At 70.6% G+C, this 24354-nt stretch carries 28 protein-coding genes, 1 tRNA gene and 1 riboswitch; of the genes, 19 read left to right on the forward strand and 10 right to left on the reverse strand.

Going from position 1 to position 24354, the window contains the following annotated elements:
• The coding region (locus tag ADK55_RS29865) for an RDD family protein (RefSeq protein ID WP_199826663.1) at window positions 1-564 on the forward strand (564 nt) is incomplete at its 5' end.
• Between the two features lie 163 nt (window positions 565-727).
• Window positions 728-1501 carry an RDD family protein gene (locus tag ADK55_RS29870; RefSeq protein WP_053683061.1) on the forward strand — a complete coding sequence of 258 codons (774 nt, stop codon included), beginning with the start codon at window positions 728-730 and terminating at the stop codon, window positions 1499-1501.
• A 93-nt stretch (window positions 1502-1594) separates the two neighbouring features.
• On the opposite strand, the gene ADK55_RS29875 is transcribed toward ADK55_RS29870, so the two are convergent.
• Window positions 1595-1888, reverse strand: coding sequence for a hypothetical protein (locus ADK55_RS29875; protein WP_053683063.1), 294 nt, complete (start codon window positions 1886-1888; stop codon window positions 1595-1597).
• A gap of 460 nt (window positions 1889-2348) precedes the next feature.
• Here ADK55_RS29875 and ADK55_RS29880 point away from each other — a divergent pair, with 460 nt between their 5' ends.
• The gene (locus ADK55_RS29880; RefSeq protein ID WP_053683116.1) at window positions 2349-4697 is read left to right on the forward strand and encodes an immune inhibitor A domain-containing protein; all 2349 of its coding nucleotides are present in this window, start codon (window positions 2349-2351) and stop codon (window positions 4695-4697) included.
• A 112-nt stretch (window positions 4698-4809) separates the two neighbouring features.
• Window positions 4810-5112, forward strand: a complete 303-nt coding sequence (locus ADK55_RS29885; RefSeq protein WP_053683118.1) for a hypothetical protein — start codon at window positions 4810-4812, stop codon at window positions 5110-5112.
• A 69-nt stretch (window positions 5113-5181) separates the two neighbouring features.
• On the opposite strand, the gene ADK55_RS29890 is transcribed toward ADK55_RS29885, so the two are convergent.
• Both ADK55_RS29890 and ADK55_RS29895 read right to left on the reverse strand, forming a co-directional pair.
• The gene (locus ADK55_RS29890) at window positions 5182-5805 is read right to left on the reverse strand and encodes a nicotinamidase (protein WP_053683065.1); all 624 of its coding nucleotides are present in this window, start codon (window positions 5803-5805) and stop codon (window positions 5182-5184) included.
• A gap of 154 nt (window positions 5806-5959) precedes the next feature.
• Window positions 5960-7288, reverse strand: a complete 1329-nt coding sequence (locus tag ADK55_RS29895) for a nicotinate phosphoribosyltransferase (RefSeq protein WP_053683068.1) — start codon at window positions 7286-7288, stop codon at window positions 5960-5962.
• A gap of 81 nt (window positions 7289-7369) precedes the next feature.
• Here ADK55_RS29895 and clpS point away from each other — a divergent pair, with 81 nt between their 5' ends.
• The 7 genes from clpS (at window position 7370) to ADK55_RS29925 (ending at window position 12157) form a co-directional block, all read left to right on the forward strand.
• Window positions 7370-7684 (forward strand): ATP-dependent Clp protease adapter ClpS, encoded by a 315-nt coding sequence (clpS, locus tag ADK55_RS29900; protein ID WP_053683069.1) that lies wholly within the window; start codon window positions 7370-7372, stop codon window positions 7682-7684.
• Window positions 7684-8289, forward strand: a complete 606-nt coding sequence (locus ADK55_RS29905) for a DUF2017 domain-containing protein (RefSeq protein WP_053683071.1) — start codon at window positions 7684-7686, stop codon at window positions 8287-8289. Before clpS ends, ADK55_RS29905 begins: the two co-directional genes overlap by 1 nt.
• Before the next feature lie 310 nt (window positions 8290-8599).
• Entirely contained in the window at window positions 8600-10072 is a 1473-nt protein-coding gene (locus tag ADK55_RS29910; RefSeq protein WP_053683073.1) for an amino acid permease, read from the forward strand.
• 165 nt (window positions 10073-10237) lie between these two features.
• Window positions 10238-10660 (forward strand): Mov34/MPN/PAD-1 family protein, encoded by a 423-nt coding sequence (locus ADK55_RS29915; RefSeq protein WP_053683075.1) that lies wholly within the window; start codon window positions 10238-10240, stop codon window positions 10658-10660.
• 77 nt (window positions 10661-10737) lie between these two features.
• The gene (locus ADK55_RS40800) at window positions 10738-10845 is read left to right on the forward strand and encodes a putative leader peptide (protein WP_311736929.1); all 108 of its coding nucleotides are present in this window, start codon (window positions 10738-10740) and stop codon (window positions 10843-10845) included.
• 74 nt (window positions 10846-10919) lie between these two features.
• Window positions 10920-11207, forward strand: a complete 288-nt coding sequence (locus ADK55_RS29920; protein ID WP_053683077.1) for a MoaD/ThiS family protein — start codon at window positions 10920-10922, stop codon at window positions 11205-11207.
• The gene (locus tag ADK55_RS29925; RefSeq protein ID WP_053683079.1) at window positions 11207-12157 is read left to right on the forward strand and encodes a PLP-dependent cysteine synthase family protein; all 951 of its coding nucleotides are present in this window, start codon (window positions 11207-11209) and stop codon (window positions 12155-12157) included. The genes ADK55_RS29920 and ADK55_RS29925 overlap by 1 nt, the downstream gene beginning before the upstream one ends.
• 138 nt (window positions 12158-12295) lie before the next feature.
• Here ADK55_RS29925 and ADK55_RS29930 read toward each other — a convergent pair whose 3' ends face one another.
• Together ADK55_RS29930 and ADK55_RS29935 are read right to left on the reverse strand one after the other, a co-directional pair.
• On the reverse strand, window positions 12296-12661 hold the full coding sequence (locus ADK55_RS29930; RefSeq protein ID WP_053683081.1) for a DUF488 domain-containing protein: 366 nt from the start codon (window positions 12659-12661) through the stop codon (window positions 12296-12298).
• The gene (locus ADK55_RS29935; protein WP_053683083.1) at window positions 12658-13071 is read right to left on the reverse strand and encodes a hypothetical protein; all 414 of its coding nucleotides are present in this window, start codon (window positions 13069-13071) and stop codon (window positions 12658-12660) included. The genes ADK55_RS29930 and ADK55_RS29935 overlap by 4 nt, the downstream gene beginning before the upstream one ends.
• A 204-nt stretch (window positions 13072-13275) precedes the next feature.
• Here ADK55_RS29935 and ADK55_RS29940 point away from each other — a divergent pair, with 204 nt between their 5' ends.
• The gene (locus ADK55_RS29940) at window positions 13276-14028 is read left to right on the forward strand and encodes an MBL fold metallo-hydrolase (RefSeq protein WP_053683085.1); all 753 of its coding nucleotides are present in this window, start codon (window positions 13276-13278) and stop codon (window positions 14026-14028) included.
• A gap of 117 nt (window positions 14029-14145) precedes the next feature.
• Here the strand turns inward: ADK55_RS29940 and ADK55_RS29945 are convergent, their stop codons facing one another.
• Window positions 14146-15420: a PTS transporter subunit EIIC gene (locus ADK55_RS29945; RefSeq protein WP_053683087.1), complete on the reverse strand. Its 1275-nt coding sequence runs from the start codon at window positions 15418-15420 to the stop codon at window positions 14146-14148.
• 367 nt (window positions 15421-15787) lie between these two features.
• Window positions 15788-17089 carry a PTS transporter subunit EIIC gene (locus tag ADK55_RS29950; RefSeq protein ID WP_053683089.1) on the reverse strand — a complete coding sequence of 434 codons (1302 nt, stop codon included), beginning with the start codon at window positions 17087-17089 and terminating at the stop codon, window positions 15788-15790.
• A gap of 195 nt (window positions 17090-17284) precedes the next feature.
• Between ADK55_RS29950 and ADK55_RS29955 the strand changes: the two genes are divergently transcribed.
• The 4 genes from ADK55_RS29955 to rdgB all read left to right on the forward strand — a co-directional run bounded on the left by ADK55_RS29955 (window position 17285) and on the right by rdgB (window position 19627).
• Window positions 17285-17578, forward strand: coding sequence for a glucose PTS transporter subunit EIIB (locus ADK55_RS29955; RefSeq protein ID WP_078999572.1), 294 nt, complete (start codon window positions 17285-17287; stop codon window positions 17576-17578).
• Between the two features lie 115 nt (window positions 17579-17693).
• On the forward strand, window positions 17694-18428 hold the full coding sequence (rph, locus tag ADK55_RS29960) for a ribonuclease PH (RefSeq protein ID WP_053683092.1): 735 nt from the start codon (window positions 17694-17696) through the stop codon (window positions 18426-18428).
• 146 nt (window positions 18429-18574) lie between these two features.
• Window positions 18575-18973, forward strand: coding sequence for a hypothetical protein (locus ADK55_RS29965; RefSeq protein ID WP_053683094.1), 399 nt, complete (start codon window positions 18575-18577; stop codon window positions 18971-18973).
• 42 nt (window positions 18974-19015) lie between these two features.
• The gene (rdgB, locus tag ADK55_RS29970) at window positions 19016-19627 is read left to right on the forward strand and encodes an RdgB/HAM1 family non-canonical purine NTP pyrophosphatase (RefSeq protein ID WP_053683096.1); all 612 of its coding nucleotides are present in this window, start codon (window positions 19016-19018) and stop codon (window positions 19625-19627) included.
• 46 nt (window positions 19628-19673) lie between these two features.
• Here the strand turns inward: rdgB and ADK55_RS29975 are convergent.
• Together ADK55_RS29975 and bcp are read right to left on the reverse strand one after the other, a co-directional pair.
• Window positions 19674-19757 (reverse strand) — tRNA-Leu (locus ADK55_RS29975).
• 139 nt (window positions 19758-19896) lie between these two features.
• Window positions 19897-20364 carry a thioredoxin-dependent thiol peroxidase gene (gene bcp, locus ADK55_RS29980; RefSeq protein ID WP_053683099.1) on the reverse strand — a complete coding sequence of 156 codons (468 nt, stop codon included), beginning with the start codon at window positions 20362-20364 and terminating at the stop codon, window positions 19897-19899.
• A 111-nt stretch (window positions 20365-20475) separates the two neighbouring features.
• Between bcp and ADK55_RS29985 the strand changes: the two genes are divergently transcribed.
• The 3 genes from ADK55_RS29985 to ADK55_RS29995 all read left to right on the forward strand — a co-directional run bounded on the left by ADK55_RS29985 (window position 20476) and on the right by ADK55_RS29995 (window position 21702).
• A complete protein-coding gene (locus ADK55_RS29985) occupies window positions 20476-20814 on the forward strand; it encodes a DUF3618 domain-containing protein (RefSeq protein ID WP_053683101.1) in 339 nt (112 codons plus the stop codon).
• Between the two features lie 88 nt (window positions 20815-20902).
• A complete protein-coding gene (locus ADK55_RS29990; RefSeq protein ID WP_053683120.1) occupies window positions 20903-21205 on the forward strand; it encodes a GroES family chaperonin in 303 nt (100 codons plus the stop codon).
• 63 nt (window positions 21206-21268) lie between these two features.
• Window positions 21269-21351, forward strand: a riboswitch (guanidine-III (ykkC-III) riboswitch).
• 30 nt (window positions 21352-21381) lie between these two features.
• Entirely contained in the window at window positions 21382-21702 is a 321-nt protein-coding gene (locus ADK55_RS29995) for a DMT family transporter (protein WP_053683103.1), read from the forward strand.
• A gap of 39 nt (window positions 21703-21741) precedes the next feature.
• Here ADK55_RS29995 and ADK55_RS30000 read toward each other — a convergent pair whose 3' ends face one another.
• Window positions 21742-24285: a transglycosylase domain-containing protein gene (locus ADK55_RS30000; protein WP_053683105.1), complete on the reverse strand. Its 2544-nt coding sequence runs from the start codon at window positions 24283-24285 to the stop codon at window positions 21742-21744.
• Window positions 24286-24354: the final 69 nt, after the last annotated feature.

Below are 24354 nucleotides of genomic sequence, written 5' to 3' on the forward strand. Positions count from 1 at the left end.
CCCGCACCCGCCCCGGCCCCGGCCCCGGCGGTCACCGGGGCACCGGCCGTGCCGCGCGGCACGGACCGGGCGGTCTTCGAGCGGATGGCGCAACGAGCCGTGCGCCCCGCCGGGTTGGGGCGTCGGCTGCTGGCCCGCGCCCTGGACTCGCTGGTGTACGCCGGCGTCGCGGCGGGCGCCGCCGTGCCGTTCGTGCCGGCCGTCACGGCCCACGTCGAGGCCAAGGTGCAGGCGGCGCGGGAGACCGGCCGCGCCACCACCGTCTGGCTGCTCGACGGCACCGTCTGCGGGTACCTGGCCCTCGTCCTGGCCGCCGTCCTGCTCTTCGGGGTCTTCTACGAGGCCCTGCCCACCGCCCGCTGGGGCCGGACCCCCGGCAAGAAGCTCTGCGGGGTCCGGGTCCTGGCCGTCGCCACCCTCCGCCCGCCCACCGTCGGCGCGGCCCTGCGCCGCTGGCTGGTGTGCGCGCTCCTCGGGCTCCCGGGCGGCCTGCGATGCCTGGGCGACCGCCCCCGCAGACAGGCCTGGCACGACAAGGCGGCGAAGACGTACGTGGCCCGGTAGGCGCCGTCGTCGCGTCGCGTCGCGCCCGGCCCGCGGCGCCACTTCGACGACAGGACCCCGGCCGGCTCCTCCGACCGGCCCCGCCCGGCGCCCGCGCGGGGCCGGTACCCCGAACGGACGCCGTCCCGTTGCGGGGCCGCCGCGCCCGGGTTCGACTCGGGCCATGAGCACCGACCAGCCGCCGCCGGGCCCGCCGCCCGAGGACGACCCGTTCCTCAAGAAGCCGCAGGAACCGACGCCTCCGTCGGGCGGGTCACCGTACGGATCGCCGCCGCCCGCCGGTGGCGGGTACCCGCCACCCTCCGGACCGGGCGGCCCCGGAGCAGGCGGGGGCCCGCCCCCGCAGCAGCCCCCGTACGGAGGTGGCCCCGGCGGTGGTGGTTACCCGCCCCCGCCGCCCCCGTACGGCGGTGGTCCCGGAGGCGGCGACCCGTACGGCATGCCGGACCCGCTCGCCGGGATGCCCCCGCTCGCCGACTTCGGCAAGCGGCTCGGCGCCCGCGTCATCGACCTGCTCATCGTCACGGTCCCGCTGTTCCTGATCCAACTGCCCTTCGGGAACCGCCGCTACATGGTCGACACGGACAAGGGCGAGGACGTCACCGAGGTCATCACCAAGTCCTACGGCGGCAGCGGTCTGATCTGGACGCTCATCTCGATCATCGCGTACGTCGGCTACGACTGGTGGTTCACCAAGAAGAACGGCCAGACCATCGGCAAGAAGACGCTGGGCCTGCGCGTCGCGATGCTCAACGACGGCTCCGTGCCCACCTCCAACGCGTCCCTGGCCCGCGCCGCGGTGCTCTGGATCCCGACGCTGGTCTGCTGCTTCTGCCTCTGGCCGATCGCCCTGATCATCTCGATGCTCGTCGACAAGCCGTACAAGCAGGCCCTGCACGACAAGGTGGCCAAGACCGTGGTGGTCCGCTCGGGCTGAGACGCCCGGGGCCGCGAGGTCCCGCCACGCACACCGCCGCGCGGGCGGCCGTCCCTCCGGGGAACGGCCGCCCGCGCGGCCGTGTCCGGGCGCCTAGTGGTGCACGGGGTGTTCGGCAGCGGCCGCCCGGGGCTCAGGCACCCGGGCGGCCGCAGTCTCGTCCGCGGTGGCCGCGGCGGCGTCCGCCGGCCGGCCGGCGGCGTGCCGGCCGCGGCGGCGGGGGATCGGCACGGTGAGGGCCACGAGCAGACCGAGGCCGAGGGCGGCGGCGGAGATGACCGCGACGCCGATGCCCGTGCTCGTCTGCGAGAGCAGCAGCATGGCGATCGTCGACACGACGACGGTGGCGGAACCGTAGGCGAGCTGTGCGGCAGTCGGACGCGGCATGGCGATTTCCGTCCTCAAGGGGGGAGGGGGAGTCGGCTCAACTCGGTCGCGCGTCAAGAGACTCTACGAGGGTGGATGCCCGAGGGGAACTGTCGGTAAGCGTCGCCTCACGCGGACGGGGTCCCGTACCGGTGCACGGGGGGCGCACGGGGTCATACCCCGTTCATCCTCAAGGGTGCTCAGGGGGTGCGAAGCGCGGCCTTCGCCCCCCTATGGCAGGGGAACGTCCGAATAGCGGAACTCCCGGACCGCATAGTGCAGTTGCCGGCAACAATCAAGATCTGTCTTTTCTTTAGACTCTCCGGTCAAATGTCGTCACTTGAGACGCGCGCCGCGCGGAACCCCCCGCTCCTATGGAGATGTTCCGACCCACGTTGCGGCCGCGGGAGGGGAACGACATCAAGTGACCAGCAACTCCGCCAGAAGGTTCGCCCTGCGTACCGTCGCCATCGCCGTGACGATGGGGGCCACCGCGGCCACCGGCGCCTTCTTCACCGCCGCCCAGGCAGTCGATCGTCGGGATGCCCCCGCGGTCGACCGCCAGGACCCGTCCGCTCCCGCCAAGGAGCAGGTCAAGCACGACCTCGAAGGACCGTTCAGCAAGCAGCAGGCGCAGGCGCGCGAGGCAGCCCTTGACCAGGTGCTGTCCGGCAAGAAGAACGTCGAGCAGCGCGGCGCCTCCAAGGTCGTCAAGCTGGACGACAAGAAGTACGTCGAGCTCGGCCGCGAGAAGACCGACAAGATCTTCACGATCCTCGTCGAGTTCGGCGACCAGGTCGACAGCACGACCATGTTCGACCCGGACGGCCCGGGCGGCCCCAAGCCGCCCGCGCCCAAGTACGGCGGCACCCCCGGTCCGCTGCACAACCAGATCGCTCAGCCCGACCGCAAGCTGGACAACAGCACGGCCTGGCAGAAGGACTACAGCCAGAAGCACTTCCAGGACCTGTACTTCGGTGCCGGTGCCGGCAAGAACTCGCTGAAGACCTACTACGAGAAGACCTCCTCGGGCCGTTACTCGGTCGACGGTCAGGTCGCCGACTGGGTCAAGATCCCGTACAACGAGGCCCGTTACGGCTCGAACTACTGCGGTCAGACCAACTGCGCCAACGTCTGGGACACCGTCAAGGACGGCGTCACCGCCTGGGCCGACGCGCAGAAGAAGGCCGGCAAGACCGACGCGCAGATCAAGGCCCAGCTGGCGCAGTACGACCAGTGGGACCGCAACGACTTCGACGGCGACGGCAACTTCAACGAGCCCGACGGCTACATCGACCACTTCCAGATCGTCCACGCGGGCGAGGACGAGTCGGCCGGCGGCGGCGTGCAGGGCACCAACGCCCTGTGGGCGCACCGTTGGTACGCCTACGGCACGGACGCCGGCAAGACCGGTCCGGCGAACAACAAGGCCGGCGGTACCCAGGTCGGCAACACCGGCATCTGGGTCGGCGACTACACCATGCAGCCCGAGAACGGCGGCCTCGGCGTCTTCGCGCACGAGTACGGCCACGACCTGGGCCTGCCGGACCTCTACGACACCTCCGGTGGCGGCGAGAACGGCGTCGGCTTCTGGTCCCTGATGTCGGCGGGCTCCTGGCTCGGCGCGGGCAAGGAGTCCATAGGCGACCTCCCGGGCGACATGACGGCCTGGGACAAGCTCCAGCTGGGCTGGCTGAACTACGGCGAGGCGAAGGCCGCGACGAAGTCCACCCACAAGCTGGGCGTCTCCGCGTACAACACCAAGGACAAGCAGGCGCTGGTCGTCGAGCTGCCGAAGAAGAAGGTCAAGACCGAGATCGTCGCTCCCGCCGAGGGTTCCTCGCAGTGGTGGAGCAACATGGGTGACGACCTCAAGAACACCCTGACCCGCTCGGTCGACCTGACCGGCAAGACCTCCGCGGCCCTCTCCCTCAAGGGCTGGTGGGACATCGAGGCGGAGTACGACTTCCTGTACACCGAGGTGTCCACGGACGGCGGCGCCAACTGGACCGCCCTCGCCGGCACCGCCAACGGCACGGCCATCCCGGTCGACGCCGGCGGCAACCCCTCGCTGACCGGTGCCTCGGGCGCCTGGCAGAACCTGAACTTCCCGCTGGACGCCTACGCGGGCAAGAAGGTCGACGTCCGCTTCCGCTACCAGACGGACGGCGGCGCGGGCGGCAAGGGCTTCACCGCCGACGCCGTCAACATCACCGCGGACGGCGCCACGCTGTTCACCGACGGCGCCGAGAACGGCGACAACGGCTGGACCGGCAAGGGCTTCTCGCGGGTCGGCGCCGACTTCACCAAGGAGTACGCGCAGTACTACCTGGCGGAGAACCGTCGCTACGTGTCCTCGGACGCCACGCTGAAGGTCGGTCCGTACAACTTCGGTTCGGCCGCCCGTCCCAAGTGGGTCGAGCACTACCCGTACCAGGACGGCCTGCTCATCTGGCAGTGGGACACCTCGCAGAAGGACAACAACACCAGCCAGCACCCGGGCCAGGGTCTGATCCTTCCGATCGACGCCAACGCCAAGCCCATGAAGTGGGCCGACGGCACGCTGCTGCGGAACAAGATCCAGCCGTACGACGCGACGTTCAGCGCCTACTCGACGGACGCGTTCACGCTGCACAAGGCGGACCAGGAGCTCTTCATCAAGCCGAAGGCCGCCAACATGGTCTTCGACGACCACAAGGGCAAGTACTACTACGACGAGAACCCGACCGGTTCGGTGAAGGTCACTGACACCAACACCAAGATCAAGATCGCGAAGGAGACCTACGACGGTCTCCAGATGACGATCGAGGTCGGCCCCGCCGTCAAGTAACTCGGCAAAGCCGCAGGTCAAAGCATGATCGGCCGTCGCCCCCTAGCGGGCGGCGGCCGATCGCGTTTAGATGCGGGTGCCGAGTTTCTTATTGACGGGGGAGCTGAAGATCATGCCCGGTGGAGGTTTCGTCAGATTGCCAGGCGGCAGCGTGGTGGTCGCGCTCACGCTGCCGAGGCCGTCCGGTGAGGGCGGAAATGTCCGCGTGCTGGTGCACGCCGCGAACCGGGCCCGCGCCCTGACCAGGCTGCGGAACCTCGGGATGCGGGCCGTCTACCTGCGGGGCAACGACCAGGCCCCGACCCCGGACGAGGTGACCGCCGTCCTGCACCACCCCGACGGCCTGCTGTGGCGCTGCGCCCCCGACCGGGCGCAGGAACTCTGGCACCCGATACGCGCCCTCCTGGGCGGGTAGCCGCCGCCGGCCCGTCTCTTTCGGATCTCGCCGGGGCCGGGACGGCCCGGGGCGCCGCGCGGACGGGCCTCAGGCCGTCTCGCGCGGGTCCTGCCGGAGCCGGGCCGCCTGGCCGCCCACCAGGGTCACACCGGCCGCGTGGAGCTCCTCCAGGGCCCGCGCGGTGGTGTGCGGGGACACGGCGGCCGTCAGGTCCAGCAGCACGCTGGTGGCGAAGCCGGCCCGGACCGCGTCGAGGGCGGTGGCCCGGACGCAGTGGTCGGTGGCGATGCCGACGACGTCGACCTCGGTGACGTGCCGCTCCCGCAGCCACTCGGTGAGACCCGCGCCGTTCTCGTCCTGACCCTCGAACCCGCTGTACGCGGCCTCGTACGCCCCCTTGTCGAAGACGGCGGCGACGGCGCCGGACGCCACGGCCGGGGCGAAGTTCGGGTGGAACCCGACGCCCTCGGTGCCCGCGACGCAGTGCACGGGCCAGGAGGTCTCGTAGTCCGGCTCGGCCGGCGGGCGGGCGAAGTGCGACCCGGGGTCGACGTGGTGGTCGCGGGTGGCGACGACGTGCCGGTAGCCGGGCGTGGCCTGGCCGATGAGCTCGGTGATCGCGGCGGCGACATCGGCCCCGCCGGTGACCGCGAGGCTGCCGCCCTCGCAGAAGTCGTTCTGTACGTCGACGACGATCAGTGCGCGGTGCATGTCGCGTGTCCTTAGGTCGATGTGATGTGCCGGTGCGCGTGGCTCTTCCCCCGCCCCACGCCTTCCCGAACCTGGGCCGTGAACGCGGCCGGGGCGCGGTCGGCGGGGCGGGGAGCGGCCCGCGGGGGCCGGCCCACCCCTCGCGTCGGGCCGGCTACGCGTACTCGGTCGGGATCACGGCCTCGCCGCGCGACAGCTGCTTCGCGGACAGCGGCAGCCGGCCCAGCACCGCCCGGTGCCGGTCCCGCACGGCCTCCAGCGGTTCGCGGGCCACCACCTCGCCGCCCTTGACCAGTTGGACGAGCAGTTGCCGGTCGGCCAGCGCCGCCGGCACCGGCCCGGTGCCCAGGACCTCGGCCTCGGCCACGCCGTCGGCGTCCGTGCGACGGGCCGCCCACTTGCGGCCCCCGACCGACGTCTTGCCGCCCGAGGACTTCTTCGCCACGGGCACCAGCGTCGCCTTCGGGTCCGCGGACGTCGCCCGAGCCACCAGCTTGTAGACCATCGAGCACGTCGGGTGTCCGCTGCCGGTCACCAGTTGCGTCCCGACGCCGTAGGCGTCCACCGGGGCGGCCGCCAGCGAGGCGATGGCGTACTCGTCCAGGTCCGAGGTGACCACGATCTTCGTCGAGGTCGCCCCCAGCTCGTCGAGCTGCTGCCGCACCCGGTGGGCGACCAGCAGCAGGTCGCCGGAGTCGATGCGCACCGCGCCGAGCCCGGTGCCGGCGACCTCCACGGCCGTCCGCACCGCCTCCGCGACGTCGTAGGTGTCCACCAGGAGCGTGGTCCCGCCGCCCAGCGAGGCCACCTGCGCGGTGAAGGCGTCCCGCTCGTTGTCGTGCACCAGCGTGAAGGCGTGGGCGCTCGTGCCGACCGTGGGGATGCCGTACCGGAAGCCGGCCGCCAGGTCCGAGGTGGAGGTGAAACCGCCCACGTAGGCGGCGCGCGAGGCCGCCACCGCCGCGAGTTCGTGCGTGCGTCGCGCGCCCATCTCGATGAGCGGCCGGCTCCCCGCCGCCGAGGACATCCGGGAGGCGGCCGCGGCGATTGCCGAGTCGTGGTTGAGGATCGAGAGGATCACCGTCTCCAGCAGCACGCACTCGGCGAAGCTGCCCTCCACCCGCAGCACCGGGGAGCCGGGGAAGTAGACCTCGCCCTCCGGGTAGCCCCAGATGTCGCCGGAGAAGCGGTACGAGGCCAGCCAGTCCAGGGTGCGCATGTCGACGACGGCCCGCTCGCGCAGGAACTCCAGCACGGCGGCGTCGAAGCGGAAGTTCTCCACCGCGTCCAGTACCCGTCCGGTGCCCGCCACGACTCCGTAGCGACGCCCCTCGGGCAGCCGTCGGGTGAAGACCTCGAAGACCGAACGCCGGTCGGCGGCGCCGTTGGCCAGGGCGGCCTGCAACATGGTGAGCTCGTAATGGTCCGTGAAGAGCGCTGTCGACGGCACGTCCACCGGCAGGCCCAGGTCCGCAGGGTTCATGTCACGGATGCTAGCGCACATCTCGTCAAAGTGACGAGATGTGGGGGCCCGTTTGTGCGACGGGCCGGTCGCAGTGGCAGCATGGGACAAGTGAGTGTTGCTCCCGTAGAGATCGAACGCACCGAATCGGCCGAAGAGACCTTCGCGGTCCCCGAACCCGACGTCCCCTGGGTGACCCTGGTGCACAACGACCCGGTCAACCTCATGAGCTACGTGACGTACGTGTTCCAGGCGTACTTCGGCTATCCCAAGGACAAGGCGACCAAGCTGATGCTCGACGTCCACCGCAAGGGACGGGCCGTCGTCTCCAGCGGCACCCGCGAGGAGATGGAACGCGACGTGCAGGCCATGCACGGCTACGGCCTGTGGGCGACGCTCTCCCAGGACCGCAACTGATGAGCGGCGCGTTCGAACCCGTGAAGGAAGGCGAGGGCGCCGCCGTCGCGCTGGAGGAGATCGAGATCTCCATCCTGCGCTCCCTGGCCGTGCAACTGCTGGAGCTGATCGGCCCGGGCGAACCCGAGCCGGCCGCCGACGCCGACCCGCTGGCCGTGCTCTTCGCCTCCGACGGCCCCACCGAGCCCCCGTCCGACCCGGCGCTGGCCCGGCTCTTCCCCGACGCGTACGGAGGCCCGGGCGCGAGGGAGGGGGCCGTGGATCCCGCCGAGCTGACCGCGCGGTCCGCGGAGTTCCGCCGCTTCACCGAGAACGACCTGCGCACCCGCAAGCGGGAGGACGCGCTGGCCGTCGTGCGCAGCCTGGACCGGCTCACCCCGGCCGGCGACGGCGCGGCGGTGCTGGAGCTGACCGGGGAGCTGCGGCTGCGCTGGCTGGGCGCCCTCAACGACCTGCGGCTGACCATCGCGGCCCGCCTGGACATCACCGAGGACGACGAGAGCGCCGTGCTGTTCCGGCTCCCGGACGATGATCCGCGCAAGCCGATGGTGATGGCGTACCTCTGGCTGGGCGGCCTCCAGGAGACGCTCATCGAGACCCTCTGAAGCACGGAGTCGTTCGCTCAGCGGACGCTCAAATCCGGATAACGATCAGATCACCGCGATGCGGTGATCTGATCGCTTTAAGGGACCTGTGTCCCGATTTTTTTATGCCCCACGTCACATTTCTGCCGCTCCGGCACCCGTAAGCCCGTGATAAATCTTCACGACTGCCGACGGGGCGCCACCCATGTCCCCCGGCTCGCTTGAACCGGCTGATCGCCGGCGTGCAACTCCATCCGTATCCGGGGGGATCGAGGACCCGATCCGCAGCCTTTCGAAGGCGCGGGTCGGCGTGGAGAAAGGCGCACCAGACATGACCTCTGTGCAGGTCGAGCACGACAAGACGCCCGGCGAGGGCACCGGGGCCGAGGGCGGCGAGGGTTACCACCGCGCGCTCGGCGCCCGCCAGATCCAGATGATCGCGATCGGCGGGGCCATCGGCACCGGCCTCTTCCTGGGGGCGGGCAAGGCCATTTCGAAGGCCGGCCCCAGCCTGATCCTGGCCTACGCCATCGCGGGCCTGGTCATCTTCTTCATCATGCGGGCCCTGGGCGAGCTGCTCATGTACCGCCCGGTGTCCGGGTCGTTCTCGGACTACGCCCGCGAGTTCCTCGGCCCCTTCTGGGGGTACGTGACCGGCTGGACGTACTGGCTGTTCTGGGTGGTCACCGGCATCACCGAGGTCACCGCGGCCGCGCAGTACATGTCGTACTGGACCCATGACAGCTTCCCGCAATGGGCGTACGCGCTGATCTTCACGGTCATCCTCTACGGCGCCAACCTGATCTCCGTGAAGCTCTTCGGTGAGCTGGAGTTCTGGTTCTCCATGGTCAAGGTCACCGCCATCGTCGGCATGATCCTGATCTGCGCCGGCATCCTCACCATCGGCTTCTCCGACGCCGCCGACACGGCGACCGTCACGAACCTGTGGAACGACGGCGGCTTCTTCCCCAAGGGCATCGGCGGCACGCTGATGACCCTCCAGATCGTCATGTTCGCCTTCCTCGCGGTCGAGCTGGTCGGCGTCACCGCCGGCGAGTCCAAGAACCCCGAGAAGACCCTGCCCAAGGCCATCAACACCGTGCCGTGGCGCATCGCCGTCTTCTACGTCGGCGCGCTGATCATGATCCTGTCGGTCGTCCCGTGGCACGAGTTCCAGCCCGGTGTCAGCCCCTTCGTGGCCGCCTTCGAGAAGATGGGCCTCGGCGTCGGCGCCGCCATCGTCAACTTCGTCGTGCTGACCGCCGCCCTGTCGTCCTGCAACTCGGGCATGTACTCCACCGGCCGCATGCTGCGCGACCTCGCGCTCAACGGCCAGGGCCCGAAGTTCTTCACGAAGCTCACCAAGAGCGGCACCCCGCTCATCGGCACCACCTTCTCCGCGGCCCTGATGCTGGTCGGCGTCTGGATCAACTACGTCGCCCCGGGCAAGGCCTTCGACTACGTCGTCTCCTTCGCCACCATCTCGGGCATGTGGGCCTGGATCATGATCCTGGTCTGCCAGATCCGCTACCGCGCCAAGGCGGACCGCGGCCTGCTCCCGCAGTCCCCGTTCCGGGCGCCCGGAGCCCCGTACACGAGCTGGTTCGCGCTGCTCTTCATCGGCATGGTCATCGTGATGATGGGCGCCGACAAGGACGCGCGGGTCTCCCTGTACTGCGCCCCGCTGTGGGGCCTGATCCTGGGTGTCTCGTACCTGGTCATGAAGTCCCGCAACCCGTCGGGCGCCGCCTTCGGCAAGAGCGCCGAGCCGGCCCCGGCCGACGAGGCCTCCAAGGGCGCGTAGCCCCTCCGGCGGCCCCCCGGGGCCGCCGCCCGCCCCGCGGGTCCCGGCCGCCTGTCACGGCCGGGAACCGCGCCGGCCCCGCCGATCCGGGGCCCGTGTCCGCCATTCGGGCCCGCTCGTACCACGCCTCGGTACGAGCGGGCCCGTCTGCTTATCCTGTCGCTCATGCTGACCCTCACCCAGACGCTGTACGACCGGATCGTCGAGCACGCCCGCGAGGACCACCCCGACGAGGCGTGCGGGATCGTGGCCGGCCCGGCGGGCACCGGCCGCCCGGAGCGGTTCATCCCGATGCTGAACGCGGCCCGTTCGCCCACGTTCTACGAGTTCGACTCCAAGGACCTGCTCAAGCTCTACCGCGAACTCGACGACCGCGACGAGGAACCCGCGATCGTCTACCACTCGCACACCGCGACCGAGGCCTACCCCTCGCGCACCGACGTCACCTACGCCAACGAGCCCGGAGCGCACTACGTGCTCGTCTCGACGGCCGACCAGGACGGGCTCGGGGAGTTCCAGTTCCGCTCCTACCGGATCGTCGACGGGGTGATCTCGGAGGAGGAAGTGCGGGTCGTCGAGGCCTACTGACCAGTATGTGAGCGGTATCGGTCCACGATGCGGGATCACACTCCAAACGGGGGACCGGGAATCGTTAACATGACCGCATGGTTTCCCACGACGTGAGCATCGAGACGCCCGGCAGGCTGCTGCTCGTGGCGCGACTGCACGTCGACCTGTGCCGCCTCGCAAGCGCCATCTGTCCTGCTGCCTGAGCACCACAGCCCTGCCGCGCTGGGCCCCCACGCGCGTTCCCACTCTTCACGCTTAGACGACACTGGAGCCTGCCATGGCCATCGAGGTCCGCATCCCCACCATCCTCCGCACCTACACCGACGGCGAGAAGGCCGTCACCGGTGAGGGCAGCACCCTGGCCGACCTGTTCTCGGACCTGGAGACCCGCCACAAGGGCATCCAGGAGCGCATCGTCGACGCGTCCAAGGGCGGCGAACTGCGCCGCTTCGTGAACGTCTACCTCAACGACGAGGACGTCCGCTTCCTCGCGGGGATCTCCACCGAGCTCAAGGACGGCGACAGCGTCACCATCCTCCCGGCCGTGGCCGGCGGCGCCAAGTAATGCGTTACGACTCCCCGCTCGCGGCCGTGGGCAACACGCCGCTGGTCCGGCTGCCCCGGCTCTCGCCCTCCGCCGACGTGCGGATCTGGGCGAAGCTGGAGGACCGGAACCCGACCGGCTCGATCAAGGACCGCCCCGCGCTCCACATGGTCGAACAGGCCGAGAAGGACGGACGGCTGTTCCCGGGCTGCACCATCCTGGAGCCCACCTCCGGCAACACGGGCATCTCGCTCGCCATGGCCGCGAAGCTCAAGGGCTACCGGATCGTGTGCGTCATGCCCGAGAACACCTCGCAGGAGCGCCGCGACCTCCTTCGGATGTGGGGAGCCGAGATCATCCCGTCCCCGGCGGCGGGCGGTTCGAACACCGCCGTGCGGGTGGCGAAGGAACTGGCGGCAGAGCACCCCGACTGGGTGATGCTCTACCAGTACGGGAACCCGGACAACGCGGGCGCCCACTACGCCACGACCGGCCCGGAGATCCTCGCCGACCTCCCGTCGATCACCCACTTCGTCGCGGGCCTGGGCACCACCGGCACCCTGATGGGTGTCGGCCGCTACCTGCGCGAGCACGTGCCCGGCGTCAGGATCGTCGCCGCGGAACCCCGCTACGACGACCTGGTCTACGGGCTGCGCAACCTCGACGAGGGCTTCGTCCCCGAGCTGTACGACGCCTCGGTGCTCACCACCCGCTTCTCGGTCGGCTCGGCCGACGCGGTCACCCGCACCCGGGAACTCCTGCGCGAGGAGGGCATCTTCGCGGGCGTCTCCACGGGCGCCGCCCTGCACGCGGCGATCGGCGTGGGCCGCAAGGCGGTCGCGGCCGGCGAGAGCGCCGACATCGTCTTCGTGGTCGCGGACGGCGGCTGGAAGTACCTGTCCACCGGCGTCTACACGGCCGAGACGACGGAGGAGGCCATCGAGGTCCTCCAGGGTCAGCTCTGGGCCTGAGGCCCTGAGGTCTGAGGCCCTGAGGTTTGAGGCCCTGAGGTCTGGGGCCTGGTGTCTGAGGCCTGGGGCCTGAGCCCGACCGCACCGCCCGTGCCCGGCCCGGCCCCGCCCCGCGGGGACGGGCCCGGCTCGGTGCGGTCAGCCCGCCCGGAGCAGCTCCGCCAGGACCGCCGCGTGGCTCGACCCCGGGTCCCGCACCGCCGTCAGCAGCGTCACCGGGCCCGCCGCCACCAGCGCCCGCAGCCGGTCCAGCTCCGCCCCCGCCTCCGGCGCCGCCAGCTCCGCCTCGTACCGGGCCCGGAACTCCGCCGCCGTCCCCGCGCCCGAGTGGAACCACTTCCGCAGCTCCGTCGACGGGGTCACCGCCTTCGGCCACCGGTCCACGGCGGCCGCGGCCTTCGACACCCCGCGCGGCCAGAGCCGGTCCACGAGGACCCGTACGCCGTCCGCCCCCGGATCGGGGGCATCGTGGACACGCCGCACCCGCACCGTCGACACCGTCATCCCGTCCCTCCGCCGAGCCCCTTGACCTCGTCCCACACCGTCGGGTCCACCAGGCCCGACCTGCACGCGAACTCCCACAGGGACACCTCCTGCGGCCGGTCCGCCTCCAGGAAGCTCTTGCGGCCCTGCGCCCCGACCACCCCCGGCGGCAACGGGATCACCCCCGCGCGCCGGTCGTCGTACTTACGGGTGATCCACGCGACCCGCGCCCGCCGGGCCCGTACGGACAACACCAGGCACGGTCGCCCGTCCGTCAGGGTCCACAGCTCACCCGGCCGCACCCGGGGCGGCGGCCCGGGACCGTGCGGCGCCGCGCGGCCCCGCCCGACCCACCGGCCCGGCCCGGGGACCAGCACCAGCACGACCACGGCGACGGCCGCGGCCACGGCGGGCCACCAGGACGTGTCCATGTTCCGACCGTAGTCTCGCGATGGCCCCCCGGCACGGCAGCGGTGGCAACGTCCGTACCCGCCGTCGCTCCCCCGGGTGACAGCACAGGTGATTCGCCCCACAACGGCCCGCCGCGGAGGAGCGACCGGACGTTTCGCGCCTTACGCTCGACCCACGCACGGCCCGCATTCCGTCCACGGACCGTCCACGGAGGTTCACGCTCCATGAAGCTCACCGTCGTCGGCTGCTCGGGGTCGTTCCCGTCCGCGGAATCGGCCTGTTCGAGCTACCTCGTCGAGGCCGACGGCTTCCGGCTGCTCCTCGACATGGGCAACGGCTCCCTCGGCGCGCTCCAGCGCCACGTCGGTCTCTACGACCTCGACGCGATCTTCCTGAGCCACCTGCACGCCGACCACTGCATCGACATGTGCGCGTACTTCGTCGCCCGCTACTACCGGCACGAGGGCGGCCGCTGCGGGACGATCCCCGTCTACGGACCCGAGGGCACCGAACAGCGGCTCACCACGGCGTACGAGGACGTGCCCGACGCGAACTCGATGAGCGAGGTCTTCGACTTCCGCACCCTGAAGTCCGGCAGCTTCGAGATCGGCCCGTTCCAGGTCCGCACCGAGAAGGTCCGCCACCCCGTCGACTCGTACGCCATCCGCGTCGAGCACGAGGGCCGCTCCCTCACCTACTCCGGGGACACCGGCACCTGCGCCGAGCTGGGCCTGTTGGCCGAGGGCGCCGACCTGTTCCTGTGCGAGGCCTCCTTCACGCACGGCAAGGAGGACATCCCGGACCTCCACCTCAACGGCCGCGAGGCCGGCGAGTACGCGCGCGGCGGCAAGGTCGGCCGGCTCGTCCTGACCCACGTACCGCCGTGGACGGACGCCGAGCAGAACCTCGCCGACGCCCGCGCGGTCTACGACGGCCGGGTCGATCTCGCGCACCCGGGCGCCGTCTACGAGGTCTGACGCACCGGCCCCCCCGCTTTCCCGTACGACGAAGCCCCGCGCCGTCGCGTACGACGAAGCCCCCGCCCTCCCTTCCGGGAGCGCGGGGGCCTTTGTGCGTGCGGGGTGGCGCGGAGCCTACTTGGCCTCGGCCTTCTCCATCTCCGCGATCTCCTCGTCGGACTCGCGGCCCGGCGTCGGAAGGTTGAACCTGGTGATCGCGAAGCGGAACACCACGTAGTAGATCGCCGCGAAGACGAGGCCGATCGGGATGATCATCCATGGGCTGCTCGCCTTGTTCCAGCCGAGCCCGAGGTCGATCAGGCCGGCGGAGAAGGTGAAGCCCGCGTGGACCCCGAGCGCCCAGGTGATGGCCATGGAGATGGCGGTCAGCACGGCGTGGATCGCGTACAGCAACGGTGCGATGAACATGAACGAGAACTCGATGGGCTCGGTGACACCCGTGACGAACGAGGTGAGGGCGAGCGAGACCATCATGCCGGTGACGGCCTTGCGGCGTTCCGGACGGGCGGTGTGCGCGATGGCGAGGGCCGCGGCGGGGAGACCGAACATCATGATCGGGAAGAAGCCCGTCATGAACAGACCGGCCTCCGGGTCACCGGCGAAGAAGCGGTTCAGGTCGCCGTGCACGACCTCGCCGGCGGCGTTGGTGAAGTCGCCGATCTGGAACCAGGCGACCGTGTTCACGAACTGGTGCATGCCGATCGGGATCAGTCCGCGGTTGATCAGGCCGAAGAGACCCGCACCGCCGGCGCCCAGGCCGGTCATCCACTCGCCGAAGTTGGAGATGACCTCGCCGATCGGCTCCCAGACCAGGCCGAAGAACACGCCCGCGAGGACGCCGACGAAGGCCATGATGATCGGGACGAGGCGACGGCCGTTGAAGAAGCCGAGCCAGTCCACCAGCTTGGTGCGGTGGAAGCGCTGCCACAGGATCGCGGCGAGCAGACCCATGATGATGCCGCCGAGCACACCCGGGTTGTTGTACGTCGCGGCGACGTCCACACCCTTGTTCTCGGTGGTGTTGACGATGGCCTCGGTCACCGGGAAGGCGGTGAGCACGTTCTTGTAGACCAGGAAGCCGACGAGCGCGGCGAGCGCCGTCGAGCCGTCCGACTTCTTGGCGAAGCCGATGGCCACACCGATGCAGAAGAGCAGGGGCAGGTTGGAGAAGACGGCGTCACCGGCGGTGGCGAACACCGTGGCGACCTTGCCCCAGCCGAGGCCGTCCTTGCCGAAGACGTCGGGCTGGCCGAGGCGCAGCAGGATGCCCGCGGCCGGCAGGACGGCGATGGGCAGCTGGAGGCTGCGGCCGACCTTCTGGAGACCCTGGATCAGGCCGGCGCTCCGCTTCTTGGCGGGGGGCGCCGCGGCGTCAGTAGCCGTACTCATAACTTCCTCCGGGGAGCAAGGCGCCGCCAGGGGGGTGGACCAAGGGGGACGGCGACGTCTCGAAAAAGGGGGACACGCCGCCGGGGGGAAGCGAGCGTGGTCTACACCAATGCGTGGTGTAGACCAGTTGTAGCACGGTGAGGGTTAGATAAGGAACCTTCGTTTTCCTGTGGTCTGGGTCACGTTCCTCATCGGGCGCCGCGCACGGTCGGGGTGACGATCAAGGTCGTCGCCGGGGGGCGCGGCAGAAGCCCCCGGATCGTGATCCGGGGGCTTCTGCCGCACGGTTGAGCCCGAACGACGATGATATGGGCTGATTGGGGAAGCCTGCGCCCCGACCGCGTCCGGGCCGGGTCCTCGGCTGCCGCTACGCCTTGGTGTTGTCCGCCTCCATCGCCTCGATCTCCTCGTCCGTCTCCCGACCCGGCGTCGGAATGTCGAACCTCGTGATCGCGAAACGGAACACCGCGTAGTAGACGACCGCGAACCCCAGGCCGATCGGGATGATCAGCCACGGCTTCGTCGCCAGTCCCCAGTTGATGACGTAGTCGATCAGGCCGGCCGAGAAGCTGAAGCCGTCGTGGACGCCGAACGCCCACGTCACCGCCATCGAGACACCCGTCAGCAGCGCGTGGATCACGTACAGCAGGGGCGCCACGAACAGGAACGAGTACTCCAGCGGCTCCGTGATGCCGGTGACGAAGGACGTCAGGGCCACCGACAGCATCAGACCGCCGACCTCCTTGCGGCGCGCCGGCTTCGCACAGTGCGTGATGGCCAGCGCCGCCGCCGGGAGCGCGAACATCATGATCGGGAAGAAGCCGGAGAGGAACTGTCCGGCGTTCGGGTCGCCCGCCAGGAACATGGCGATGTCACCGTGGACCACCTGCCCGTCCGGCTTGGTGTAGCTGCCGAACTGGAACCACACCGGCACGTTCAGGAACTGGTGCAGGCCGATCACCAGCAGTGCGCGGTTCGCGACGCCGAAGATGCCCGCGCCCCACGAACCCAGCCCCACCAGCCAGTCGGAGAAGCTCTCCAGCGCGTCACCGATCGGCGGCCAGATCCACAGGCAGATGACGGCGAAGCCGATCGCGACGAACGCCATGATGATCGGGACCAGGCGCCGGCCGTTGAAGAAGCCCAACCAGTCGACCAGCTTCACCCGGTGATAGCGCTGCCAGAACCAGGCCGACAACAGGCCCATCACGATGCCGCCGAAGACCCCCGGGTTCTGGAAGGTGTACTCGGCGAACGCGCCGTCCGCCCCCAGGCAGCCGCCCCCGATGTCGCGGGTCCCCACCGGGCAGGGCTGGGGGAAGGCGCGCAGCACGCTCCGGTAGACGAGGAAGCCGACGACCGCGGCCAGCGCGGTCGAACCGTCCGCCTTCTTGGCCATGCCGATCGCGACACCGACGCAGAAGAGGAGGGGCAGGCCCAGGTCGGCGTTGAGCAGGGAGCCGCCCGCGCTCGCCATGACCCTGGCCACGTCGTTCCAGCCGATTCCCTCCGCGCCGAAGACGTCGGGTTGGCCGAGACGGTTGAGGATGCCCGCGGCGGGCAGTACGGCGATGGGCAGCTGGAGGCTCCGCCCCATCTTCTGCAGCCCCTGGAACAGGCCGTTCCACCACTGTCGTGGCGGTGCTGCCGCAGCGCTGCTCGTGCTCATCGGCGTCCTCCCTGGCCGGCCCGTTTTGGCAGTCGCGCCACGTGCGGCACACTGGTGTAGACCACTTGTGATGCGATGGCATTTCACCCGCCCGGAGGGCAGGTTGATGCTGATCGTCATCATTCGGCAGATGCCGGGCACGCGCTCGTGTAGATGGGCCAACCGTGAGTTACCGTGACGAAGCGGAGCTCCCGGGTGGGCAGTCAGGCATCCGGCCGCCGAGACTCGTTCTTCGTAACACTCAGGGAGAAACAGATGGCCACCAAGGCTGAGAAGATCGTCGCCGGGCTCGGCGGTATCGACAACATCGAAGAGGTCGAGGGCTGCATCACCCGCCTGCGCACCGAGGTCAAGGACCCGGGCCTGGTCGACGAGGTCGCGCTGAAGGCCGCCGGCGCCCACGGCGTCGTCAAGATGGGCACCGCGATCCAGGTCGTCATCGGCACCGACGCCGACCCGATCGCCGCCGACATCGAAGACATGATGTGAGCTGAGCCCACCCGCTCGGAACCCGCGCGCACCCCGCGCCCGTAGGGCAGGACCCCGTACCGGACCCATCCGGACGGGGTCTTCTCGTACCCCCGCACCGACTAGGCTCGCCACCATGTCTCGCATCGACGGCCGCACGCCCGAACAGCTCCGCCCGGTCACCATCGAACGCGGATGGAGCAAGCACGCAGAGGGCTCCGTCCTCATCTCCTTCGGCGACACCAAGGTCTTCTGCACCGCCTCCTTCACCGAAGGCGTCCCGCGCTGGCGCAAGGGCAGCGGCGAAGGCTGGGTCACCTCCGAGTACTCGATGCTGCCCCGCTCCACCAACACCCGCGGCGACCGCGAGTCCGTCCGCGGCAAGATCGGCGGCCGCACCCACGAGATCTCCCGCCTGATCGGCCGCTCGCTGCGCGCCGTCATCGACTACAAGGCCCTCGGCGAGAACACGATCGTCCTCGACTGCGACGTCCTCCAGGCCGACGGCGGCACCCGCACCGCCGCCATCACCGGCGCCTACGTCGCCCTCGCCGACGCCGTGGCCTGGGGTCAGAAGAAGAAGCTGATCAAGGCCGGCCGCAAGCCCCTCGTCGGCACCGTGGCCGCCGTCAGCGTCGGCATCGTCGACGGCGAACCCCTCCTCGACCTCTGCTACGAGGAGGACGTCCGCGCCGAGACCGACATGAACGTCGTCTGCACCGGCGACGGCCGCTTCGTCGAGGTCCAGGGCACCGCCGAGGGCGAGCCCTTCGACCGCAAGGAACTGAACGCCCTCCTCGACCTCGCCGCCGGCGGCTGCGCCGACCTTCAGGCCCTCCAGCTCGGCGCCCTGGAGCTCCAGGCCCCTTGACGGCAACCGCCGGGCGTCGCCCGGCGTCTACGCGGATACGCGGTACGGGCGCACGGTGTCACCACCGTGCGTCCGTCCACGTATCCGCGCATCCGGGTATCCGCGCACCGCGGACCCGGGCATCCACGACTCCCGGGGGGACCCGCATGAAGCTCTCGCCCAAGCCGAAGCACCGCATAGCCGCCGTCGCCCTCGCGGCCGCCCTCGCCGTGCCGGCGCTCACCTCCTGCGACGCCATCTCCACCGCGATGGACTGTGCCAACACCGCCGTGGCCATCGCGGACAGCGCCAACGACCTCCAGCAGGCGGTCTCGCAGGCCGGCAACAGCCCGCAGGACGCGCAGAACGCCCTCAACGCCATCGACACCAACCTGAAGAAGATCGGCGACCAGACCGACAACGCCGACCTGGGCAAGGCCATCGACTCGATGACCACCGCCGTGAAGAACGTCCGCACCTCCATCGAGGGCGGCAACGTCAACCCCGACATCCAGCCGGTCGCCGACGCCGCCTCGGAGATCTCCAAGGTCTGCACCCCCGGCTGACCCGTCGCCGGGCGCCGCCGGGCGGCGCGGGATAATCGGCGCATGACGACCTCGCCGCGCCTGATCCTCGCCACCCGCAACGCGGGCAAGATCTCCGAACTCCACGCCATCCTGTCCGACGCCGGCCTGCCGCACGAGCTGGTCGGCGCGGACGCGTACCCGGAGATCCCCGACGTCAAGGAAACCGGCGTCACCTTCGCCGAGAACGCCCTGCTCAAGGCGCACGCCCTCGCCCGGGCCACCGGCCTGCCGGCCGTGGCCGACGACTCCGGCCTCTGCGTGGACGTCCTGAACGGCGCCCCCGGCATCTTCTCCGCCCGGTGGGCCGGCGCCCACGGCGACGACAAGGCCAACCTGGACCTGCTCCTGGCCCAGATCGGGGACATCGCCGACGAGCACCGCGGCGCCCACTTCGCCTGCGCCGCCGCCCTCGCCCTCCCGGACGGAACCGAACGCGTCGTCGAGGGCCGGCTCCTGGGCACCCTGCGCCACACCCCGGCCGGCGCCGGCGGCTTCGGCTACGACCCGATCCTCCAGCCCTCGGGCGACACCCGCACCTGCGCGGAACTCTCCGCGGCGGAGAAGAACGCCATCTCCCACCGGGGCCAGGCCTTCCGGGCCCTGGTCCCGGTGATCCGCGAACTGCTCGGGTAGCACGAAGGGCCTGTGAATCGCGTTTCGATTCACAGGCCCTCACGGGTGCGGCGGAAGGGATTCGAACCCTCAAGCCGTTTCACGGGCCACAGATCCTAAGTCTGCTGCGTCGCCGTTGCGCCACCGCCGCCGGCCGCCTGCCATGATAGCGGGCAGCCGACGGCCCCGGCCTACAGGACCGGCCGATCCCGCGGCGACGGTCCCACCGACACCATGTGTGGGTGGACGCACGGCAGTTGGGGCGCGACGGCCGCGCCCCCCGCGTCGGATCAGATGCCCAGATCCTTGATGATCTTGGCCACGTGGCCGGTGGCCTTGACGTTGTAGAAGGCCCGCTCGACCTTGCCGTCCTCGTCCACGACCACCGTCGAGCGGATGACCCCGGTGACCGTCTTGCCGTACAGCTTCTTCTCGCCGAAGGCCCCGTACGCCGCCAGGACCTCCTTCGAGGGGTCGCCGACCAGGGTCACCTTCAGGCTCTCCTGCTCGCGGAACTTCGCCAGCTTCTCCGGCTTGTCGGGGGAGACACCGATGACGTCGTAACCCGCCTGGGCGAGTACGGCCAGATTGTCCGTGAAGTCGCACGCCTGCTTGGTGCAGCCCGGGGTCAGGGCCGCCGGATAGAAGTACACGATGACCTTGCGGCCCTTGTGGGAGGCAAGCGAGACCTCGTTGCCGTCCGCGTCGGGCAGGGTGAAGGCGGGGGCGGTGTCGCCCGGCTCAAGTCGCTCGCTCATGTCAGGAGTCTCCTCGGGAGGGGATCGGTACGGTCCGAGACTAAGCTGACAGACTGTTCAGGGTGGGCTTACGCCCCCTTCACGACCGACCACGACGACGGAGGCAGCGCGGTGCCGGAAGCCAGGACCCCCGCACAGGATGCCAGGACCCCCGCACAGATCGAGGCGGACATCGTCCGCCGCCGGGAGCAGCTGGCCGAGACGCTCGACGAGATCGGTGTGCGCGTGCACCCGAAGACGATCGTCGGGGACGCCAAGGCCAAGGTGGTCGGCGTCGTCGACCACACCGCCGGGCGTGCCGTGGTCGCCGCGAACCGTCTGGTGACGGACGTGAAGGACGGCCTGCGGCACGACGACGGAGCGCCGCGCCTCGAACGGATCGTGCCGCTCGCGCTGTTCGCGGTCGGTGTCGCCGGTCTGGTGGTGCTGGCCGTGCGCCGCAAGCGCTGATGGCCCGCCGGCGTACACCGGGCGCGCGGGCGGGTAGGTTCGGGGCGTGAGCGACGACACCACCACCCACGACAAGCTGCCCATCCGCATGCTGCACGACCGCGTGCTCGTACGATCCGACTCTCCCGAGGGCGAGCGGCGCTCGGGCGGCGGCATCCTGATCCCGGCGACGGCCGCGGTGGGCAAGCGGCTCGCCTGGGCCGAGGTGGTCGCGGTCGGACAGAACGTCCGGGGCGTGGAGCCCGGCGACCGGGTGCTGTACGACCCCGAGGACCGGGCCGAGGTCGAGGTGCGCGGGGCGACGTACGTGCTGATGCGCGAGCGGGACCTGCACGCGGTGGCCGCGGAGCGGCTGGAGGGGTCCGAGGACTCCACCGGGCTGTACCTGTAGGAGCGCCGCGAGACCTGTAGGAGCGGGGAGAGGGGCTGGTGGCCGAGGTCACCGGCCCTTTTCGTCGTCCTTTGCTACGGTGGGAAGGAACCCCGACGAGACGCGCCGTACCGGGTGGCCTTGGCTGTACGACAAGACGACGCACCCCGTTCGCTCTCGTTCCGGAGGTGCCTGTCATGGCCTGGGTTCTGCTCATCGTCGCCGGTCTGCTCGAAGTCGGCTGGTCGATCGGCATGAAGTTCACCGAGGGATTCACCCGACTCTGGCCCAGCGTGTTCACGGGCGCCGGGATCGTCGCCAGCATGCTGCTGCTGTCCTACGCCGCCAAGACCCTGCCGATCGGCACGGCCTACGGGGTCTGGGTGGGCATCGGTGCGGCCGGCGCGGCGGTGCTGGGGATGGCGGTGTTGGGTGAGCCCGTCACCGCCGCCCGGATCTTCTTCATCTGCCTGCTGTTGGTCGCCGTCGTGGGCCTGAAGGCGACCTCCGGTCACTGACCGGGTGCCGCCCCGCCGCGCGTGGCGGGCCGGCGCGCGTCACTCCAGGTAGTCCGCCGGGGGACGCCGGCCCCGCAGGAGTCCGCCCGGGCCCTGGTCCGGCGGGGGCTGGTCGCCCTGGCCGTCGCCCCCGGCGCTCTGGCCGCCCCGGCTCTGGCCACCACCGGTGTCGCCCCCGGTGGTCCGGCCCGCGGTGGCCTGTCCGCCGTTGGTCTGGCCGCCCTGGGTGTCGCCCCCGGTGCTCTGCCCGCCGTCGGTGTCGCCGCCCGTGTTCCGTCCGCCGTCGGTCTGCCCCTGGTCGCGGCCCTGGCCCTCGTTCCGCCCCTGTCCCTGCGTCCGACCCTGGTCCCGGCCGCCCTGGTCCCCGCCGTCGCTCGGCCGGGCGGGCCGGCTCGGCGACACGGGAGCGGCGGGGGTCCGGCTGCCCGGGTTCTGCGTCCGGCTCGGCTCGACGGGTGGCTCCGGGGGTGGGGCCGCGCCCTCCTGGAGTTCGAGGTCGAAGTCGACCGGGTCCGTGGTCTCCAGGGCCGTCTTGGTGTACGCCGCCCAGATGCGCGCCGGGTACCCGCCGCCGCCGATGCGGTTCTCGCCGAGCGCCCCGTACAGGGACTCCAGCCTGCCCGTGTCGGGGTCCTGGCCCATCATCGAGACCACCGTGACCAGGTCCGGGGTGTACGCGGCGAACCAGGCGGCGCGGTCCAGTTCGGCGGTGCCGGTCTTGCCGGCCGCCGGCCGGCCGGCGGCGAGGGCGGCCGTGCCGGTGCCGTTGTCCACCACGCTGACCAGCATCGAGGTGGTGGTGTCCGCCGATTCGCGGCTGACGGCCTGCTGCGGGGCGCGGTCGGGGAGGCGGACGGTGTCGCCGCCCTTGCTGATCTTCTCCAGGAAGGTGTAGGGGGTGCGGCGGCCGTGGTCGGCGAGCGTCGCGTAGGCCTGGGTCATGTCCAGGACGCTGGCCTGGATGGTGCCGAGTGCCATCGCCGGGCCGGGATCCCAGTTCGGGGTGTTCGCGGGGATGCCGAGGGCGACCGCCGTCTCCTTGACCTTGGCGGTGCCGACGTCGACGACCATCTGGGCGAAGACGGTGTTGACGGAGAGGTCGGTGGCGGTGCTCACGGTGATGTCCCCGTACGACAACTGCCCCTCGTTCTCCGGCGCGTAGACCAGCCGGGTGCCCACGACCCGGCGCTTGTTGTCGCCGTTGAAGAGGGTGTTCGGGGTGATGGGGCGGCCGTCCTGGGTGTGGGAGTCGTTCTCGACGGCGGCCGCGAACACGAACGGCTTGAAGGTGGAGGCCACCTGGTAGTCGTGCCGGGTCGCGTTGTTCACGTACTGGCGGGTGTAGTCGATGCCGCCGTACATGGCGACGACCTTGCCGGTGGCCGGGTCGATGGAGACCCCGCCGGCCCGTACGACGCGGTCGGCCTTGCGCGTCCTCGGGTCGAGTTTGGCGACCATCTCGGTGTCGACGGCGGCGACGAAGGCGTTCTGGCGGCGCCTGTCGATGGTCGTGGCGATCCGGTAGCCGCCCTCGGCGAGGGTCTTGTCGTCGAGGATCCCGCGATCGACGATGTAGTCCTTGACGGCTTCGACGAGGTAGCCGCGCTGCCCGGACAGCCCGGCCGCCGGGCGGAGTTTGCCGGGTTCGGGGAACCGGGCCGCCGCCCGTTCGGCCGGGGTCATCCAGCCCTTCTTCACCATGCCGTCGAGGACGTAGTTCCAGCGGGCGACGGCGCGACCGCGGCTCTGCGGGTGGGCGACGACGTCGAAGGCGCTGGGGGAGTTGAGGAGGGTGGCGAGGTAGGCGCCCTCGGCGGTGCCGAGCGTACCCACGTCCTTGCCGTAGTAGGCCTGGGCGGCGGCCTGGATGCCGTAGGCGTTGCGGCCGAAGTAACTGGAGTTCAGATAGCCCTCCAGGATGTAGTCCTTCGACTTCTCACGGCCGAGTTTGATCGCGATGAAGAACTCCTTGGCCTTCCGCTTCACCGTCTGTTCCTGGCCCAGGTAGTAGTTCTTGACGTACTGCTGGGTGATGGTCGAGCCGGACTGCCTGCCCTTGCCGGTGAGCGTGTTCCACGCGGCGCGGAGCATCGCCTTGGGATCCACCGCCCGTTCGGAGTGGAAGTCCCGGTCCTCGGCGGCCAGTACGGTCTCCTGGACCGTGCGCGGGACCTGGGAGAGCGCGACGTTGACCCGGTCGACCTCGCCGTCACGGGCGAGCGGGGAGCCGTCGGCGTAGAGGTAGACGTTGGACTGGGCGGTGGCGGCGGCGTTGGCGGGCGGGATGCGGACCAACAGGTAGCCGGCGACCAGGGCGCCGCCGACCAGCAGGGCGATCAGCAGGACGCCGCCCAGGAGCATGCGCCAGGTGGGGAGGGCCCGGCGCCAACCGGTCCGCCCGCGCCTGGCCTTGCCGGGCTTCGGGCCCGTGCTCCCGGCCGTGTTCCCGGCGGTCCGCGCGCCGCCGTCCTCGTCCCGGGGCGTGCCCCCGGGGCCACGTCCGACGCTCGGGGTCGGTTGCGGTTCGTCGGGGGAGTCCGGGTCGCGAGGAGTCCAGCCCGGGGGTGGTGACTGGTCGCTCATCTCCTGGGCTCCTCGCGGCCGCCGTGCCAAATGTCCACATCTGTCCCTCATGGTGTCTACCTGATGACC

The sequence above is a fragment of the Streptomyces sp. WM4235 genome, assembly GCF_001279725.1.
In the GTDB taxonomy this organism is placed as follows: Bacteria; Actinomycetota; Actinomycetes; order Streptomycetales; family Streptomycetaceae; genus Streptomyces.